This is a genomic window from Microbacterium sp. MMO-10 (assembly GCF_037148715.1).
Taxonomy (GTDB): Bacteria; Actinomycetota; Actinomycetes; order Actinomycetales; family Microbacteriaceae; genus Microbacterium.
Map to the genome: position 1 here is coordinate 26177 of NZ_JBBCSV010000003.1, position 17215 is coordinate 43391.

Here is a 17215-nt window from a genome sequence, read left to right on the forward strand (position 1 = left end):
CACGACCTGGGGGCCGTGCTGAGGGGGACGACTCGAAAGCGGGGTGACTCAGGCGGCGGCGCGCGCGACCGCGGCGATCGCGCTCGTGAAGAACGGCAGGCCGTCGACGCCGCTGCGCATGGCGGCGGCCGTGTCGGGGCCGAAGCCGGGCTCGGTGGCGTGCTCGGGGTGCGGCATGAGGCCCACCACGTTGCCGGCGGGATTGGTGAGGCCGGCGATGTCGCGGAGGGATCCGTTCGGGTTCACACCCGTGTAGCGGAAGGCGACGAGGCCCTCGCCCTCGATGCGGTCGAGCGTCTCCTCGGAGGCGACGTACCCGCCCTCGGCGTTCTTCAGCGGGATGATGATCTCCTGGCCGGCGGAGAAGTCGCGGGTCCAGGCGGTGTCGGCGTTGGTGACCGTGAGCTTCTGGTCGCGGCGCACGAAGTGCTGGTGATCGTTGCGGATCAGGCCGCCGGGCAGCAGGTGCGCCTCGACGAGCATCTGGAAGCCGTTGCAGATCCCGAGGATGGGCATGCCTTTCGCGGCAGCGTCCTTGACCTCGGTCATGATCGGCGAGAGTGCGGCGATCGCGCCCGAGCGCAGGTAGTCGCCGTAGCTGAAGCCGCCCGGCAGGATCACGGCGTCGACCCCGTCGAGGTCGTGCGCGCCGTGCCAGAGCGCGACCGGCTCGGCGCCGGCGATGCGCACCGCGCGCTGGGCGTCGCGGTCGTCGAGGGAGCCGGGGAAGGTGACGACCCCGATCCGAACGGTCATTCGGCGGCCTCGGCGCCGCTCACGGAGACGGCGACGACGTCCTCGATCACCGAGTTGGAGAGCACCTCTTCGGCGACGCGGCGGGCCTCGGCGAGCACGGCGTCGGTGACCTCGCCGTCGACGGTGAGCTCGAAGCGCTTGCCGATGCGGACGTCGCTGAACGCGGTCACGCCCGTGCGGGCGAACGCCCCGGAGACGGCCTTGCCCTGCGGGTCGAGCAGTTCGGACTTGGGCATGACGTCGACGACGATGGTGGGCATGCGTGGCTCCAGGAAGTCGCGGGCGGGGGCGACACCAGTCTACCGCCCGGGCGCGGGCCGTCCTGCCGGGCGTCGGCGGGGGATCCGGGGTGCGTTCAGCTGCGGAACACGGTGTGCACGTCGCCCACCACGTCGCGGCCGCCGAGCCCGTCGATCTCGAAGAGCACCGAGATCCCCGCGACCGTGTAGCCGAGCTCCTCGACGATGCGGCGGCCGGCCGCGAGGGTGCCGCCGGTCGCGAGCACGTCGTCGATGAGCAGGATCCGGGATCCTGCGGCCAGGTCGTCGTGCATCTCGATCGTGGCGGTGCCGTACTCGAGCGCGTAGTCGACGGAGGCCGCGGGCAGCGGCAGCTTGCCGGCCTTGCGGATCGGCACGAACCCGGTGCCGGCGGCGATCGCGGCCGCTCCGGCGAGGATGAACCCGCGCGCCTCGATCCCGGCCACGACGTCGAAGGACCCGAGGAACGGGGCCACGAGGGCGTCCGTTGTCGCGTGCAGCGCTTCTCGGTCCGCGAGCAGCGGCGTGATGTCGCGGAACAGGATGCCGGGTTCGGGGTAGTCCGGGATGGACCGGATGAGCGATTCGGCGCGGGCGAGCGCGGGCGAGGAGGTCACCGGACCAGGGTACGCGGCGAGGGGGCGTCCCACTCGACGACGGCTCTCAGGCAGATCGGCTCGGCGACTGCGGCGGCGAATCGGACGGTGAGAACCGCGGGCGAGGAAGACGCCGACCGCCACGCCCGGGCTCTCCGACCGCCCTCCCTGCCCGCCCGGGGAAGGTGTTGACAGGCGTGGGAGCGCTCCCATAGTCTGGCGCGGATCGCGTGGGAGCGCTCCCACGCGACCTCTGCCCCACTATCGTGCCGCCCGAACGGCGCGCCGAGCGAAGGAGAGCGATGAACGCGTCCCCCCGTCGATTCCCGGACGGCTTCCTCTTCGGAGCCGCGACCGCGGCGTACCAGATCGAGGGCGCCGCCTTCGAGGAGGGGCGGACCGCATCGATCTGGGACGCGTTCGCCCGGGTTCCCGGAGCCGTGCAGAACGGCGACACCGGCGATGTCGCGTGCGACCACTACCACCGCTACGCCGACGACGTGCGGCTCATGGGCGAGCTGGGCCTGCAGGCCTATCGCTTCTCCACCTCGTGGGCGCGGGTGCGGCCCGACGGGGGCGCGGTGAATCCGGCGGGGCTCGCCTTCTACGACCGCCTCGTCGACGAGCTGCTCGCGGGCGGCATCGTGCCCTGGCTCACGCTCTACCACTGGGACCTGCCGCAGGCGCTCGAGGAGAAGGGCGGCTGGACCGCCCGCGACACGGTCGACCGGTTCGTCGACTACGCGCTCAGCGTGCACGACGCGCTCGGCGACCGCGTGCAGCACTGGACCACGCTGAACGAGCCGTGGTGCTCGTCGTTCCTCTCCTACACGGCGGGCGTGCACGCGCCGGGGCGGACCAGCATCGAGGACGGCATGCTCGCGGCGCACCACCTGCTGCTCGCGCACGGCCGCACGATCCAGGAGCTGCGGGCGCGGGACCCGGAGCTCGACCTCGCCGTCACGCTCAACCTCACGGTCGCCGATCCGGCCGATCCACGCGACCCCGCCGACGTCGACGCGGCCCGGCGCATCGACGGCCAGTTCAACCGCTGGTTCCTGGATCCGGTCCTCCGCGGCGCCTACCCCGCCGACGTGGTCTCGGACATCCGGGACGTGGATCCGGTGGCCGTGCGGCGCTGGGCCGCGGCGATCCAGGAGGGCGATCTCGACACGATCGCCACGCCCCTGGACTGCCTGGGCATCAATTACTACCACGGCGAGCTGCTCTCCGGGACGCCGCAGCCCGGCGCCGAGGGCACCCCGCACGACGGCGCCGGCGACGGCGCGCGGCGCACCCGCTCGCCGTTCCCCGCCGCCGACGACGTGCACTGGGTCGAGCGGGGTCTTCCCCGTACCGGCATGGACTGGGAGGTGCAGCCGGAAGGGCTCACCCGGCTGCTGCGGCGGATCGGCACCGAGTACGCGCCCGGGCTGCCGCTCTACGTGACCGAGAACGGCGCCGCCTACGACGACGTCCTGGAGGGCGGCCGGCTCGACCCGTCGACGGGAGCGGTGACGGGCGGCGCCGTGCACGACGCGGAGCGGGCGATGTTCCTGCGCGAGCACGTCGCTGCGACCTTCGACGCGATCGACGAGGGCGTGGACGTGCGCGGCTACTTCGCCTGGTCGCTGCTGGACAACTACGAGTGGTCCTTCGGCTACGGCAAGCGCTTCGGCATCGTGCGGGTGGACTACGACACCCAGGAGCGGATCGTGAAGGACTCCGGACGCGAGTACGCGCGGATCATCGCCGCCCGGGCGGTCTGAGCGATGGTCGAGCGGCCGGGCGCACGACGGGCCGGATCCGCCGGCGACGATCCCCGACCGGGGACCCGGGTGCCGGATCCGGATCGGCCGGGCCGCGCCACGATCGAAGAGGTCGCGGACGCGGCCGGCGTCTCCCGCTCGACCGTGTCGCGCGTCGTGAACGGATCGTCCGCGGTGAGCCCCGAGGCGCTCGCCGCCGTGCAGGACGCGATCGCCCGGCTGGGGTACGTGCCGAATCGCGCGGCGCGCTCGCTGGCCCTGCGGCAGACCCATGCGATCGCGCTGGTGGTGCCGGAGGACACCCGCCGCTTCTTCGGGGATCCGTACTTCGGCGCGGTCGTGGCGGGCATCGGCGACCGCATCGCGCGCTCGGACTACATCCTGAACCTGCTCATCGCGAGCGACGACCCGGGTGGGCGGATGACGGGGTTCGTGCGCAACGGCGGCGTCGACGGTGCGATCATCCTCTCGCACCACACCAGCGACGCGTTCGTCGACCGCATCGTCGAGGCGGTGCCGGTCGTCTTCGGCGGACGGCGCTCGACCGGCGGCGACGCCGACTTCTTCGTCGACGTCGACAACGTCGCGGGCGGACGCCAGGCCGTCGCGCACCTGATCGCCACGGGACGGAGCCGGATCGCGACCGTGACCGGACCGCTGTCCATGGCCGGCGCCGTCGACCGTCTCGAGGGGTTCCGCGAGGGACTGGCCGAGGTCGGGCTCGCGCCGTTCGCCGAGCTCGCCGGCGACTACTCCGAGGCGAGCGGCGTCCAGGCTGCGGAGGAACTCCTCGCCCGCGCCGGCGAGCCGGGCGGAGGCCTTCCCGACGCGGTGTTCGCGGCCAGCGACCTCATGGCGCGCGGCGTGCTGCGCACCCTGCGCGGGGCGGGTCTGCGCATCCCGGAGGACGTCGCGGTCGTGGGCTTCGACGACTCGGCCGTGGCGCTGTCGACGGATCCGCCGCTCACGACCATCCGCCAGCCGATGCATGCGCAGGGGGAGGCGCTCGCCGGCGTGCTCATCGACCGGCTGACCGGAGCCGCCCCGCCCCGGCGCACCATCCTCGGCACCGAGCTGGTGGTGCGCGGGTCCGCCTGAGGCGAGGACCGTATTCAGGCTGGATCCGGCCCCGGAGCCGCAGCCGTGGGGTGTGGAGGCCGTCACGCGCGGTCCAGCCTGAGTTCGGCGGATCGGTCCGAGTACCGGCCGGGGGCGGCGCCTGCCTGCGATGTGCACTTCGGGCCGGATCCTGGCCGATCGGATGATGTGGATCCGGATTCCGCGTCCGTAGGCTGTGGCCATGGATCCCCGAGGAGAGCCGCGCGACGAGGTCGTCGTCCGCGACGGCGTGCGCGGAATCCTCGCTCCCGTGCGCTTCGGACGGGCGCTGCAGCTCGTGCTGATCGCGTTGATCGTGGTGAGCGCGATCCGGTATCTCCTCCGGCACGGGGAGGGCGAGAACGCGATCGCGATCATGGCCGGTGCCGCGGTGCTCGCCGTCATGGCGGTGCTGCAGGGCGTGGTGCCGCGCCGGGGTGCGTGGCCCGCGGTGTGGACGCTCGCGGCGAGCATGCTCTGGGCCGTGCTCACCCTCGTCGCCCCGTCGTTCGCCTGGTGCGCGGTGCCCCTCGCCTTCGCCGTGCTGCAGATCCTCCCGTTCTGGCCGGCGACGACCCTGGTCGCGGCGATGACCGCCGTCGTGATCGCAGCCGAGCTGCGGCTGGCGGTGCAGTTCGACCCGACGCTCGTGGCCGGGCCGATCGGGATCGCATTCGCGACGATCGTCGCCTATCGGGCGCTGGACCGCGAGGCCCGCGCCCGCCAGCAGCTGCTCGACGAGCTGACGGCGACCCAGGCCGATCTCTCCGCCGCGCAGCACCGTGCGGGGGCGCTCGCCGAGCGCGCCCGGCTCTCGCGCGAGATCCACGACTCCGTGGGGCAGGATCTGTCCAGCATCAATCTGCTGCTGCAGGCGGCCGAGCAGGGCTGGGATCGCCGACCGGACGCGGCGCGCGAGCAGGTGCGCTCGGCCGCCGGCGCCGCGCGCTCGGCGCTGGACGAGGTGCGCCGGGTGGTGCGCGATCTCGCTCCGGGCGAGCTCGAGGGCGCCGCCGGCTCGCTCCCCGCGGCCCTCGCCCGCGTCGTCGCGGAGGCTGCGGGCGACGGCGTGCACGTGCAGTTCGTCAGCCACGGCGCGGTCGACGGGGCGGGCATGGCGGAGGTTCCGCTGCCGGTCGCGTCGGCGATCATCCGCACCGTACGGGGCGCGCTCGCGAACGTCGCCGAGCACGCTCGCGCGTCCCGGGCGGTGGTGAGCCTGACCGTGCAGCCCGATGAGCTGCGCCTCGACGTGCGCGACGACGGCGTCGGCTTCGACGCCCGCCCCGCCGCCATGGCCGCCCTGGCCGCGCAGCGCCGCGCGGCCGGGCGGGGACAGGGGATCCGCGGCATGGCTGACCGCATCGCGCAGCTCGGCGGCGAGCTTCAGGTGGAGAGCACCCCGGGAGAGGGGACGACGGTGTCGCTGGTGTTCCCGCGGGGCGCGGATCCGCAGGAGGAGGACCGATGACCCTGAAGATCGTGCTCGTCGACGACCACCCGGTGGTGCGCGCGGGCGTGCGGGCGCTGGTCGAATCGGCCGATGACCTCGTCGTGGTGGGCGAGGCATCCAGCGCCGACGAGGCGGTGCAGGCGGTCGGGGCCGAGCGGCCGGACGTCGTGCTGATGGACCTCAGCCTCGGGGACGGCGAGGGCGGCATCGCCGCGACGAGCCGCATCCGCGCGCTGCCGGATCCGCCGGCCGTGCTCGTGCTCACCACCTACGACAGCGAGTCCGACATCCTGCGCGCGCTCGACGCCGGGGCCGCCGGGTACCTCCTCAAGGACACCCCGCCGGACCAGCTGTTCGCCGGGATCCACGCGGTGCACCGGGGAGAGCCCGCGCTCGCGCCCTCGGTCGCCGCGGTGCTCATGCGCCGTGCCTCGTCTCCGGAGCCGCGGATGACGGAGCGCGAGGTGGAGGTGCTCGAGCTGCTCGCGGACGGGCTGGGCAACCGCGAGCTCGCGAAGGCGCTCTTCGTCTCGGAGGCGACGGTGAAGTCGCACCTGTCGCACATCTACGGCAAGCTCGGCGTCGACACCAGGGCCGGCGCCGTGGCGGCGGCGATCGAGCAGCGCATCATCCGACGCTGACGCGCGCGCGGGATCCGCGGCCGGGTCGGGGCGCGGTCGGGTTCGGGGCGCGCCGATCCCCGGGCGGGGAGGCGCGTCACGATCAGCACACGGTGTCACGATCCGCACACGTGTTGACGTGGATTCGTGTGCTGATCGTCGCAGGGTGTGCCGATCGTCACACGCCCGGCGCCCACGGATCGGCGCGCCCGGCGCCCGGCGGCGCGCACACCCCCGGCGCCCGCGGATCGGCGCGCCCGGCGCCCGGCACCGTGCCCGGCGCCCCGCACCCGGCACATGCCCCGTATGCGGAGCGCGCCCCGCCCCCGGCCGGGGGACCGGAGGGCGGGGCGTCGGCGCCGGATCCCCAGGGCTCCGGCGTCCTGCGATCACCCTCCGAAGGATCGCAGGAGGTTCCCCCCGAACAGCGCGAACGCGGTGATCCCCGCCGAGAGGATCACCGCCGCCGACGTGGCGGCGACGGCGAGCAGGGACACGCCCTGCCCGCCGAGGCGCTGTCCGCCGAGCCCGATCGTCACGCCCTCCCCGTGCGCGATCGGGACGGCGGTCTCGTCGCGGTAGGCAGCGGTCCGCGCCGCGAGGCGACGGTGCAGCTCCTCCGCGAGCTCGATGATCCCGCGCATGACGTCCGGTGCATCGAACCGGGTGCGCGCGGGAAGGTACAGGTAGGCGCGGTCCTCGACGAGCTCGAGCTCGCCCGCCGCGCCGAGGTCGAGCACGCGCGCCATGAGGTCGGGCGTGAAGATGTACAGCGCGTCGTGCTGGTACCCCTCGGGCACGAGCAGCTGGAACGTCGTGGCGAAGTGCCCCTCGAGGTCCATCCTGGCGCCGCGCAGGCCGAGGGTCGGCACGATGCTGCGGCGGCGGTTCCGCAGCACGATGTGCGGCACCTTGACCGGCAGCGGCAGTTCCACGAAGCCGAACGGACGCTGCAGGGTCGCCCCCTCGTCCCGGCTGCCGACGGAATGGACGATCCCGAGCTCGAACGGGATCCGCGGGTCGTCCGAGGCGACCACGCCGCGCTCCATCGACCGCCGCATGCGCGTGAACGCCGCCCCTGGTCGTCGTGTGTCCTGCAGCAGATCGGCGTACGCCCAGCCGTTGGTCCAGGCGAAGAGCGCGAGCTTCGCGCGTCGCGAGAGGGCCACGGCGTACCAGAGGAAGCCCGCCGCCCCGAGCACTCCGTAGAACACCCCGAACCCGGCGAGCAGCGGCACCCGCTCGAGCATCCCGATCCGGCCCAGCCACCAGAGCGCGACGACGATCGCCGCGGTGAGCAGGAGCACCCCCGCGAGCACCGTGAAGAACCGGCGGTGCAGGGGGATCCCGGCCGCCCGTTCATAGCCGAGCAGAGTGCCGATGCCCGGTGTCGATCGCAGCGGCGCGAGCTCGATCCGCAGGGGTTCCGCGTCCGGCCGGGGTGCGCTCGGTGTCGCCGCGCTCACCCGATGCGCCAGGGCAGCGACGCCCAGGGGCCGTTGCGCTTCGCCGTCGCGGCGGCCTTGAACTCGCTCCAGCCGTCGCCGTACTTGTCGAAGGTCTTCTCGCCGATGCTGCCGTCGCTCCAGTGCATGACGCGGCCGACGATGTAGCTGAGGCCGAAGTCCGCCCAGGAGGAGAACGCGGGGCGGCCCTCCTCGTTGATGCGGCGGATGATCGCCCTGGCCTCCGGCACGTCGGCGTGGCCGAGCGCGACGCCCCAGGTGGTCAGGCCCACCGCCTGACCCAGGGCGTAGCCGTCGAGGGTGCGCACGTACAGATCGGGCGTCACGATGTCCTTCCCGACGAGCTTGCGCACCTGGGCCTCGACGCTCTCGATCGCGGTGACGAAACCGCGGGCATCGCGCTTGTCCCCGCCGGCCTCGACGATCGCCGCGATCCACTCCTTCGCCTTCGGGACGCGCCCGAGGCGCTGCGCGAGCTCGGCGCGGAGGGAAAGGCAGGTGACCCAGACGTCGCGGCGGCGGCGCACGGTCACGAGGCGCTCGATGGCGGCGAGCCAGCTCTCCCGCGTGGGCACGCCCCACATCTCGACGAGGTGCTTCTTGTCGTTCGCGCTGAGCGCGGGTGCGGTCGGGTCGTTCCAGGGGCCCGACGGCATGTTCACGATCTGCAGGAAGCCGAGGGCGATCTCGTCGGCCTCGCGGTCATCCGTCGAGAACTTCTCGGACGGCTTCACCTTCGCGGCCGGCATGATCCAGATCACGAGGAAGAACAGCACGACGACGCCGACGATCACCCAGACCCACCACTGCGCGATGAGCCATTCGACGACGCTTCCGAGGTCGTTCAGGTCGACGCGTGCGCTGGGGTGCATGGGAGGCCTTCCGTGCGGGATTCTCTTAGGTTGAATGAGCATTCAGTTATTAATCTAGCGAATGGATCCGACACCCGGAAACGGATCCGGAAGGCGCCCGCGCATGGCACGCTCCCCCGAGCAGAACCGCATCGCCCGGGAGCGCTCGCACGAGGCCCTGCTCCAGGCGGCGATCGGCGTGTTCGCGGAGCACGGGGTCGAGGGGGCGACCATCGCCGACATCACGCGTCGCGCCGGCGTCGCGCAGGGGCTGGTGAACTACTACTTCGGCGGCAAGGAGCAGCTCATCGCAGCGGTCATCGACCGCTGGTTCGCGATGCTGCTCGGGATCGCGCGCGGCGAGGGCCTGGAACCCGTGGCCCCGGCGCCGGACGACCTTCCTGCCGAGGTGCGGCTCGCGGCGATCATCGACACGGCGCTCGGGATGACGGCGGTGGCCCTCCCGCTGCAGCGCGTGGTCGTCGCCCTGCAGCAGCAGCCGACCACCCGCGCACTGTTCGCCGCCGCCGAGCGGCGCCACGTCGAGGGCGTGGCCGCGGCCGAGGACGCGGTGCGGGCGATCTTCCGGGAGCGGGGCGCGGCGGACCCGGCGATGGAGGAGATCATGCTGCGCAGCCTGCTCGACGGGATCGTCGGGCAGTGCATCGTCTACGGCGACTCGTACCCGCTCGAGGCCGCGCGCCGCTGGGTGCACCGCAGCTACGGGCTGCCCGAGCCCGCGGCGCCGCTGCCGGGTGCGACGAAGCCCGCGCCCGGCTCGGAATCCGAGCCGCGGACGCGGGCCTCGGGCTGATCAGGCCGGGTCGCCGCCCATCGGGCCGACCCCTTCGAGCGGACGCGGATCGTCCGCCCCGCTCCGGCGCAGCCGGGCGATCGCGTTGCCGCCGTGGTAGATGACGATCGCGGCGACCGTGGCGATCACGATGCCGCCGAGCATGAAGCCCGAGTCCTTGATCGAGATCGAGAAGCCGCCGACGGCGATGATGAGCGCGACGGCCGCCGTGTACTGGTTCACCGGCCGCGAGAAGTCGACGCGGTTGTCGACCCAGATCTTGATGCCGATCACGCCGATGAGGCCGTAGAGGCCGGTCGTGATCCCGCCGAGGACGCCCGGCGGCACCGAGTTGATGATGGCGCCGAACTTCGGCGACAGGCTCAGCAGGATGGCGGCGATGCCGGCCACCCAGTACGCCGCGGTCGAGTACACGCGGGTCGAGGCCATGACGCCGATGTTCTCGCCGTAGGTCGTCGTGCCGGATCCGCCGAAGAATCCGGCGAGGGTCGTCGAGACGCCGTCGGCGATGAGCGCCTTCCCGGTCTGCGCGTTGATCTCCGGATCCTCGACCATGGTCGCCACGCCCCGCACGTGTCCGACGTTCTCGGCGATGAGCACGAGCACGACGGGCAGGAACATCGCGATGCCGCTCCACACGGTCGGGGTGCCGAAGTCGGGCAGGTGGAAGGTCGGCAGGCCCACCCAGGCGGCCTTGTCGACGGCGGAGAAGTCGAGCTCGCCGCGGAACGCCGCGAAGACGTACCCCGCGATCACTCCGAGGAAGATCGAGATCCGCCCCAGGAAGCCGCGGAAGAGCACGGCGAACACGATGGTGATCGCGAGGGTGAAGGTCGCCGTGATCGGCGCCTGGGCGAAGTTGCCGTAGGCGGCACCGGCGAGGTTGAACCCGATCAGCGCGACGATCGTGCCGGCGAGCACGGGCGGCAGGAAGCGGTCCACCCACTTCACGCCGGCGACGTGCACGACGACGCCGATGATCGCGAGCAGCACGCCGACTGCGACGATGCCGGCGAGCGCGGCGCCGATGCCCTTGTCGGCGCCGGTCGCGTGCGCGGCGGTCGCCGCCGTCACCGGAGCGATGAACGCGAACGAGGATCCGAGGTAGCTGGGCAGCTTGTTGCGGGTGATGAGCAGGAACAGGATCGTGCCGATGCCGCTGAACAGCAGCGTGGTCGGCACGGGGAACCCGGTGAGGATCGGCACCAGGAACGTCGCGCCGAACATCGCCACGACGTGCTGCACGCCGATCGCGATCGTCGCGGGCCAGTTCAGGCGCTCATCGGGGCGGACGACGGCGCCGGGTTCGACCGTGCGCCCGTCGCCGTGGATCTTCCACAGGGCCATGCGGACTCCTCGGGATCGGGGGAGGGGGCTGGGGAAACCCTATCCTGAACGTTCCCTGGGAGATGCGGCCACCACCTCCGAGTCGTCCCCCTGAGCACGACCTATGGCCCGTGCTCAGGGGGACGACTCGAATGTGCGGGTCAGGCCGTCAGGCGCGCCAGGAGCTCGGCGTAGCGGGCGGCCGTGCGGGCGACGACGTCCTCGGGCAGCACCGGCGGCGTGCCCTGCTTGTCCCAGTGCGCGGAGAGCCAGTCGCGCACGATCTGCTTGTCGAAGCTCGCCATCCGCTCGGCGGGCGTGGATCCGGTCCGCCAGGCCTCGGCGTCCCAGTAGCGCGACGAGTCGCTCGTCAGCACCTCGTCCGCGAGGCGGAGGGTGCCGTCCTCGTCGACGCCGAACTCGAACTTCGTGTCGGCGAGGATGAGCCCGCGCTCCTCGGCGATCGACGCGGCGCGGCGGTACACGGCGAGCGAGACGTCGCGCAGCTGCGCGGCGCGCTCGGGCCCGACGAGCTCCTCGGTGCGGGCGAAGGTGATGTTCTCGTCGTGCTCGCCCATCGGCGCCTTGTAGGCCGGGGTGAACAGCGGCTCGGGCAGGCGGTCGCCGTTGTGCAGGCCGGCCGGCAGCGGGATGCCGCACACCGTGCCGTCCGCCTGATACTCCGCCCAGCCGGATCCGGTCAGGTAGCCGCGCACGACGCACTCGATCGGGAGCATGTCGAGCTTCCTCGCGAGCATCGCCCGGTCGGCGACCTCGGGCGGGACGTCGCCGTCGACCAGGTGGTTCGGAATCGGATCCGCTCCCTCGGCCAGCCGGTCGAACCACCAGCGGCTGAGCGCGGTGAGCAGGGCGCCCTTCTCCGGGATCGGCGGCTCGAGCGCGAAGTCGAAGGCGCTCACCCGGTCGCTGGCGACGACGAGCAGGCGCTCGTCCGCCGGATCCTCCGGGGCGTACAGATCGCGGACCTTGCCGGAGTAGAGGTGACGCCAGCCGGGGAGATCGAGGGGTGTGCTCACGCGTCCATTATCGCGGTGCCCGTCGATGTCCGTGGCCCCGCGTAGGTTGCCCCGGTGAGCACCGACTTCCCCCTCGAGATCACGACCGACCGCCTCCTGCTGCGCCGGCCGGTCCCCGACGACCTCGCGGACGTGTTCGCGGTCAATGCGGATCCCCGGGTCTGGACGCACTTCCCGAGCCTGCGGCCCACCGCGCCCGAGCAGATCGAGACGATGATGGAGCGCTGGTGGCGCAGCTGGGAGCGCGCGGGGCTCGGCAGCTGGACGGTACGGCTGCGGGAGACGGGACAGACGATCGGCAACGGCGGCTGCACGCTGCTCGCCTCCGACCCCGACGACCCCATGGCGCGCGTCTGGAACCTCGGCTACCGGCTCTCGGCCGACCACCACGGGCACGGCTATGCGACCGAGCTCGCGCGCGCGGCGAGGACGGCGGCGGCCGAGGTCATGCCCGAGGTGCCGGTGATCGCCTTCCTCGTCGAGCACAACCGTCCGTCCGCGGCGGTCGCGGAGAAGGCCGGCCTGTCGCTCGTGCACCGTGCCCCGGACGCGGGCAACCCCGATCCCGCCGTGATGCGGCTCGTCTATGCGGATCGCCCGCTGTCCGCCGTCCAGCTCGCCACGGCGCTGCGGTGACCCGAGCCTCGGGACTGGCGTCGGCGATCGTTCGGGCGTATAGTCCTAAACGGATAGTCCACATGGACTAGTTGGGATGGAATGATCGTGAAGGATCCGGTGCTCACGCCCCTCGGGGTGATGGTGCTCGCGCTGCTGAGCGAGGGCGACATGCACCCGTACGAGATGGCGCGGCTGCTCCGGGCCCGTCGCGACGACCGGATCATCCCGATCTCCAACGGCACGCTCTATCACACGGTCTCCCGCCTGCACGGGCAGGGACTGCTCGAGGAGGTCGGCGTCGACCGCGACGGCAACCGCCCCGAGCGCACGACCTACGCCGTCACCCCGGCGGGCACGGAGTCCGTGCGCGAGTGGGTGCGCCGCGAGCTCGGGGGCAGCCGGCGGCGGACGTCGTTCCGGGTGGCCCTGGCCGAGGCGCACAACCTCGAGCGGGCCGAGGCCGTCGACCTGCTCACCCAGCGGCTCGAGCTCCTCCGGGAGGAGCTCGAGGCGATCGGCGCCGGGCTGGACGGCGCCGCGACCCGTGACGTGCCGGAGCAGTACCTCCTCGAGCCGATCCGCCACCGCCTCATGCTGCAGGCGGAGATCGAATGGCTCGATGCCCTCATCCCCCGGATCGCCGCTCCCGACTTCGCGTGGGGGCCGGATCCGGACCACCTTCTTGCCAAGCGAAAGGCTCACCACGATGGCTGAATCCGTCAGCACGTCGACCGGCGCGTACGCCGCCGGCCACAAGCCGAAGAGCCCGTGGCCCGCCCTCTGGGCGCTCGTCATCGGCTTCTTCATGATCCTCGTCGACACCACGATCGTGTCGGTCGCGAACCCGGCCATCAAGGCCGCGCTCGACCCGTCGACGAACAACCTCGACAACGTCGTGTGGGTGACCAGCGCCTACCTGCTCGCCTATGCGGTTCCGCTGCTCATCACGGGGCGCCTCGGCGACCGGTTCGGCCCGAAGAACATCTACCTCATCGGTCTCACGATCTTCACGCTCGCCTCGCTCGGCTGCGGCCTGTCCGGCTCGCTCACCGCGCTGGTCGCGTTCCGTGCCGTGCAGGGTCTCGGCGCCGCGCTGATGACGCCGCAGACCATGGCCGTGATCACCCGCACGTTCCCCGCCGAGCGCCGCGGCGCCGCGATGGGGCTGTGGGGCGCGACCGCCGGAGTGGCGACGCTGGTCGGCCCGCTGGCCGGCGGCCTGCTCGTGGACGCCTTCGGCTGGGAGTGGATCTTCTTCATCAACCTGCCGGTCGGCGTGATCGGCTTCGTGCTCGCGTGGATCCTCGTCCCGCGCCTGCAGACGCACGAGCACCGCTTCGACATCGTCGGCGTCTTCCTCAGCGCGATCGGCCTCTTCCTCATCGTGTTCGCGCTACAGGAGGGCGAGCACTACGACTGGGCCGGCTGGATCTGGACGATGATCGGCGCCGGCGTCGTCGTGATGGCCGTGTTCCTGTGGCAGCAAGCCAAGACGCGCAGCGAGCCGCTCGTGCCGCTCGAGCTGTTCCGCGACCGCAACTTCTCCGTCGCGAACCTCGGCATCGCCGCGGTGGGCTTCACGGTCACCTCGATGTCGCTGCCGATGATGTTCTTCTACCAGCTCGCCCGGGGCCTCACCCCCACCCAGGCGGCCCTCCTGCTCATCCCGATGGCCGTGCTCTCGGGCGTGCTCGCTCCGCTCGCCGGGCGGATCCTCGACCGCGTCGACCCGCGGGTGCTGCTCGTGCCCGGGCTCGGGCTGACCGTGCTCGCCCTCGTCTGGTACGCGCTGCTGATGAACCCCGACACCCCGATCGGCATGTTCCTGCTGCCCTCGGCGCTCATGGGCATCGGTCAGGCCGGCATGTGGGGGCCGCTGGCCACCACGGCCACGCGCAACCTCGCGCCGCGCCAGGCGGGCGCCGGAGCCGGCATCTACAACACCACCCGTACGATCGGGTCGGTGCTGGGCTCCGCCGCCATCGCGGCCTACATGCAGAGCCGCCTCGTCGAGAACCTGCCGGGCGCCGCCGACCACGGAGGCGACTTCGGCACGGGCAAGCTGCCCGAGTTCGTGGTCAAGGGCTTCTCCGCGGCGATGTCGCAGACGATGATCCTGCCCACGATCGTGCTCGCTGCGGGCGTGGTCGCGATCCTGTTCATGAAGCGCCCGGAGCACCTCCGCACGCGCTGAGCGCCGGCGCTCCCGTCGCCCGGCTGTCTCGTCGACGCCCCCTCTGAGTGCCGACGCCCCCTCGTGCGTACGTCAACACGAGGGGGCGTGGAGGCTGCGAGGGGGCGTCGACGTGCGGAGGGGCTCCACGGAGCGGCGTTGGCGAACGTGCCGAATTACTCCGCGACGCGGGCGGCGATGTCGGTGCGGTGGTGCGCACCGTCGAGGCGGATCCGTCCGATCGCCTCGTAGGCGCGGGCTCGCGCATCGGCGAAGTCGGATCCCGTCGCGACGACGTTCAGCACGCGCCCGCCCGTGGCGATGAGGTCGCCGTCCGGCGCGTCGGGAGCGGCGGTCGCGGCGTGCACGATGCCGACGCCCTCGACCGCGGCGGCCTCCGCCAGGCCCCCGATCGGCCGTCCCGTCTGCGGCGCCTCGGGGTAGCCCTCGCTGGCGAGCACCACGGTGATCGCGACGTCGTCGGTGAACACGGGCTGCGGCTGGTCCTCGAGGGTCCCGGTGGCCGCGGCGAGCAGGAGCCGGGACAGCGGGGTGCGCAGTCGTGGCAGCACCACCTGGGTCTCGGGATCGCCGAAGCGCGCGTTGAACTCGATCACCCGCACGCCGGCCGGGGTGAGGATGAGGCCCGCGTAGAGCAGGCCGATGAACGGCGTGCCCTCGGCGTCGAGCTGCTTCACGACGGGCATCGCCACGGTGCGCGTGACCTCGTCGACGAACGCGGCCTCGCTGCCGAACTGCTCGGCGAGCCACGGCAGCGGAGAGTAGGCGCCCATGCCGCCGGTGTTGGGCCCCTCGTCGCCGTCGAAGGCGCGCTTGAAGTCCTGCGCCGGGCTCAGCGCGCGCACGGTGTCGCCGTCGCTGAGGAAGAACAGCGAGACCTCCGGGCCGGTGAGGAACTCCTCGATGAGCACGGGGCCGTGCGGCAAGTAGTGCTCGGCGTGGGCGAGTGCGGCCGCGCGGTCGTCCGTGACGATGACGCCCTTGCCCGCGGCGAGGCCGTCGGCCTTCACCACGTACGGGGCGCCGAGGGCGTCGAACGCCGCATCCACTTCGGCGGCGGAGCTCGCGCGCACGGCGCGGCCGGTCGGCACGGAGGCCGCCTCCATGATCCGCTTCGCGAACGCCTTGGACCCCTCGAGCTGGGCGGCGGCTCGGCCGGGCCCGAACACGGGGATCCCGTGGCCGCGCACCACATCGGCGACGCCCGCGACGAGCGGCGCCTCGGGCCCGATCACCACGAGGTCGACGCCGTGCTCGTCGGCGAACGCGCGCACCGCGGATCCGTTCATCGGATCCACCTCGACCAGGGTCGCGTGCCGTGCGATCCCGGCGTTGCCGGGGGCGCAGAGGATCTCGTGCCGCTCCTGCTCGGCGCGCAGGGCGAGGATGATCGCGTGCTCACGAGCACCGGAACCGAGGACGAGGATCTTCACCCGCCCAGCCTACCGAGCGTGCCCGGCGCGTTTCGCGGGCGTCTCCGTCGAGGCTTGGCCGTTCTGCAGGGCGGCCTCGCGTTGTGCAGGGTGAGAGCAGGGACTGGTCCGGTTTTCCGGGCAGATCCCGGCGAATCAGGCGGGGTCTCCCTGCAGAACGGCGGACCCTCCCTGCACAACGGCCGGGATGCTCCCGTGACCTCCGCCGTGCGCGTCACACCTCGAGGCGGATCGGCCGTTCGTCGGAGCGGTCCCAGGGCAGCGTCCATCCGGCGGCGTCGAAGACCGCATCGAGCACCATCGCCGTGAACCCCCACACGATCGTCCCGTCGACGTCGAACGCCGGCCCGCGGAAGGTCATCCCGCCGCGGGTCAGCGTCGAGGTGTACCGGGTGGCCGGATCCAGCAGCGTCGCGACGGGCACGCGGAAGACCTCCACCGTCTCGGCATGGTCGACGGCCGCGACGCGGGACGGCGAGCGCCACCAGCCGAGCACCGGCGTGACGAGGAAGTTGCTGACCGCGAGCGGCAGGGCGGGCAGCGTGGCGAGCACCTCGACGCCGACCGGGTCGAGCCCGGTCTCCTCCTGCGCCTCGCGCAGGGCGGTCGCCGCGGCGTCGGCGTCGTCGGGCTCGCGTCGTCCGCCCGGGAACGAGACCTGGCCCGGATGCGAGGAGAGGGTCGCCGCCCGGCGCTGCAGCAGCACGTCGAGATCGGCGGGGACCGTGGTCGCCGCGGAGTCGGCGTCCTCGTCGTCGAGGCGACCGAACAGGATCAGCACGGACGCGGGGTGCGCATCCGCGTCGACGCCGCCCAGACGGCGGTGATCGAGCGCGAGCGGCGACCTCGAGGCGGAGAGCAGGTCCGCGCGCGCGTCGGCACCGGCGCGGGGCGCGGCGGAGTCCGGGGTGAGGGCCATCGCAT

The 17215-nt window shown here is 72.6% G+C and carries 17 protein-coding genes; 8 read left to right on the forward strand and 9 right to left on the reverse strand.

Annotated features, from left to right (window positions below; translation table 11 throughout):
• Positions 1 to 48: 48 nt before the first annotated feature.
• The 3 genes from purQ to WFJ17_RS08925 all read right to left on the reverse strand — a co-directional run bounded on the left by purQ (position 49) and on the right by WFJ17_RS08925 (position 1633).
• Positions 49 to 756 carry a phosphoribosylformylglycinamidine synthase subunit PurQ gene (gene purQ / locus WFJ17_RS08915; protein WP_336629210.1) on the reverse strand — a complete coding sequence of 236 codons (708 nt, stop codon included), beginning with the start codon at positions 754 to 756 and terminating at the stop codon, positions 49 to 51.
• The gene (gene purS / locus WFJ17_RS08920) at positions 753 to 1016 is read right to left on the reverse strand and encodes a phosphoribosylformylglycinamidine synthase subunit PurS (RefSeq protein WP_251447665.1); all 264 of its coding nucleotides are present in this window, start codon (positions 1014 to 1016) and stop codon (positions 753 to 755) included. The genes purQ and purS overlap by 4 nt, the downstream gene beginning before the upstream one ends.
• A 95-nt stretch (positions 1017 to 1111) precedes the next feature.
• Positions 1112 to 1633 (reverse strand): adenine phosphoribosyltransferase, encoded by a 522-nt coding sequence (locus WFJ17_RS08925; protein ID WP_251447662.1) that lies wholly within the window; start codon positions 1631 to 1633, stop codon positions 1112 to 1114.
• Between the two features lie 281 nt (positions 1634 to 1914).
• On the opposite strand from WFJ17_RS08925, the gene WFJ17_RS08930 reads away from it, so the two are divergent.
• The 4 genes from WFJ17_RS08930 (at position 1915) to WFJ17_RS08945 (ending at position 6573) form a co-directional block, all read left to right on the forward strand.
• On the forward strand, positions 1915 to 3381 hold the full coding sequence (locus WFJ17_RS08930) for a GH1 family beta-glucosidase (RefSeq protein ID WP_336648209.1): 1467 nt from the start codon (positions 1915 to 1917) through the stop codon (positions 3379 to 3381).
• Between the two features lie 3 nt (positions 3382 to 3384).
• Complete coding sequence (locus WFJ17_RS08935; protein WP_336648210.1) at positions 3385 to 4479, forward strand: LacI family DNA-binding transcriptional regulator; 1095 nt, start codon at positions 3385 to 3387, stop codon at positions 4477 to 4479.
• Between the two features lie 202 nt (positions 4480 to 4681).
• The gene (locus WFJ17_RS08940) at positions 4682 to 5950 is read left to right on the forward strand and encodes a sensor histidine kinase (protein WP_336648211.1); all 1269 of its coding nucleotides are present in this window, start codon (positions 4682 to 4684) and stop codon (positions 5948 to 5950) included.
• Positions 5947 to 6573, forward strand: coding sequence for a response regulator transcription factor (locus tag WFJ17_RS08945; protein WP_336648212.1), 627 nt, complete (start codon positions 5947 to 5949; stop codon positions 6571 to 6573). The genes WFJ17_RS08940 and WFJ17_RS08945 overlap by 4 nt, the downstream gene beginning before the upstream one ends.
• 368 nt (positions 6574 to 6941) lie before the next feature.
• Here the strand turns inward: WFJ17_RS08945 and WFJ17_RS08950 are convergent, their stop codons facing one another.
• Positions 6942 to 8018 (reverse strand): hypothetical protein, encoded by a 1077-nt coding sequence (locus tag WFJ17_RS08950; protein WP_336648213.1) that lies wholly within the window; start codon positions 8016 to 8018, stop codon positions 6942 to 6944.
• Positions 8015 to 8890: a DUF1266 domain-containing protein gene (locus WFJ17_RS08955; RefSeq protein ID WP_336648214.1), complete on the reverse strand. Its 876-nt coding sequence runs from the start codon at positions 8888 to 8890 to the stop codon at positions 8015 to 8017. Before WFJ17_RS08955 ends, WFJ17_RS08950 begins: the two co-directional genes overlap by 4 nt.
• A gap of 103 nt (positions 8891 to 8993) precedes the next feature.
• On the opposite strand from WFJ17_RS08955, the gene WFJ17_RS08960 reads away from it, so the two are divergent.
• Positions 8994 to 9683, forward strand: a complete 690-nt coding sequence (locus WFJ17_RS08960) for a TetR/AcrR family transcriptional regulator (RefSeq protein WP_336648215.1) — start codon at positions 8994 to 8996, stop codon at positions 9681 to 9683.
• Here WFJ17_RS08960 and WFJ17_RS08965 read toward each other — a convergent pair whose 3' ends face one another.
• Both WFJ17_RS08965 and WFJ17_RS08970 read right to left on the reverse strand, forming a co-directional pair.
• Positions 9684 to 11030: a uracil-xanthine permease family protein gene (locus WFJ17_RS08965; RefSeq protein ID WP_251447581.1), complete on the reverse strand. Its 1347-nt coding sequence runs from the start codon at positions 11028 to 11030 to the stop codon at positions 9684 to 9686.
• 140 nt (positions 11031 to 11170) lie between these two features.
• A complete protein-coding gene (locus tag WFJ17_RS08970; RefSeq protein ID WP_292887891.1) occupies positions 11171 to 12046 on the reverse strand; it encodes a phosphoribosylaminoimidazolesuccinocarboxamide synthase in 876 nt (291 codons plus the stop codon).
• A gap of 54 nt (positions 12047 to 12100) precedes the next feature.
• Here WFJ17_RS08970 and WFJ17_RS08975 point away from each other — a divergent pair, with 54 nt between their 5' ends.
• The 3 genes from WFJ17_RS08975 (at position 12101) to WFJ17_RS08985 (ending at position 14858) form a co-directional block, all read left to right on the forward strand.
• On the forward strand, positions 12101 to 12682 hold the full coding sequence (locus WFJ17_RS08975; RefSeq protein ID WP_336648216.1) for a GNAT family N-acetyltransferase: 582 nt from the start codon (positions 12101 to 12103) through the stop codon (positions 12680 to 12682).
• An 81-nt stretch (positions 12683 to 12763) separates the two neighbouring features.
• Complete coding sequence (locus WFJ17_RS08980) at positions 12764 to 13378, forward strand: PadR family transcriptional regulator (RefSeq protein ID WP_251447572.1); 615 nt, start codon at positions 12764 to 12766, stop codon at positions 13376 to 13378.
• Entirely contained in the window at positions 13371 to 14858 is a 1488-nt protein-coding gene (locus WFJ17_RS08985; RefSeq protein ID WP_251447569.1) for a DHA2 family efflux MFS transporter permease subunit, read from the forward strand. The genes WFJ17_RS08980 and WFJ17_RS08985 overlap by 8 nt, the downstream gene beginning before the upstream one ends.
• Before the next feature lie 155 nt (positions 14859 to 15013).
• On the opposite strand, the gene purD is transcribed toward WFJ17_RS08985, so the two are convergent.
• Together purD and WFJ17_RS08995 are read right to left on the reverse strand one after the other, a co-directional pair.
• Entirely contained in the window at positions 15014 to 16291 is a 1278-nt protein-coding gene (purD, locus tag WFJ17_RS08990; RefSeq protein ID WP_292887879.1) for a phosphoribosylamine--glycine ligase, read from the reverse strand.
• 214 nt (positions 16292 to 16505) lie between these two features.
• A complete protein-coding gene (locus tag WFJ17_RS08995) occupies positions 16506 to 17210 on the reverse strand; it encodes an NUDIX hydrolase (RefSeq protein WP_251447562.1) in 705 nt (234 codons plus the stop codon).
• Positions 17211 to 17215 lie beyond the last annotated feature (5 nt).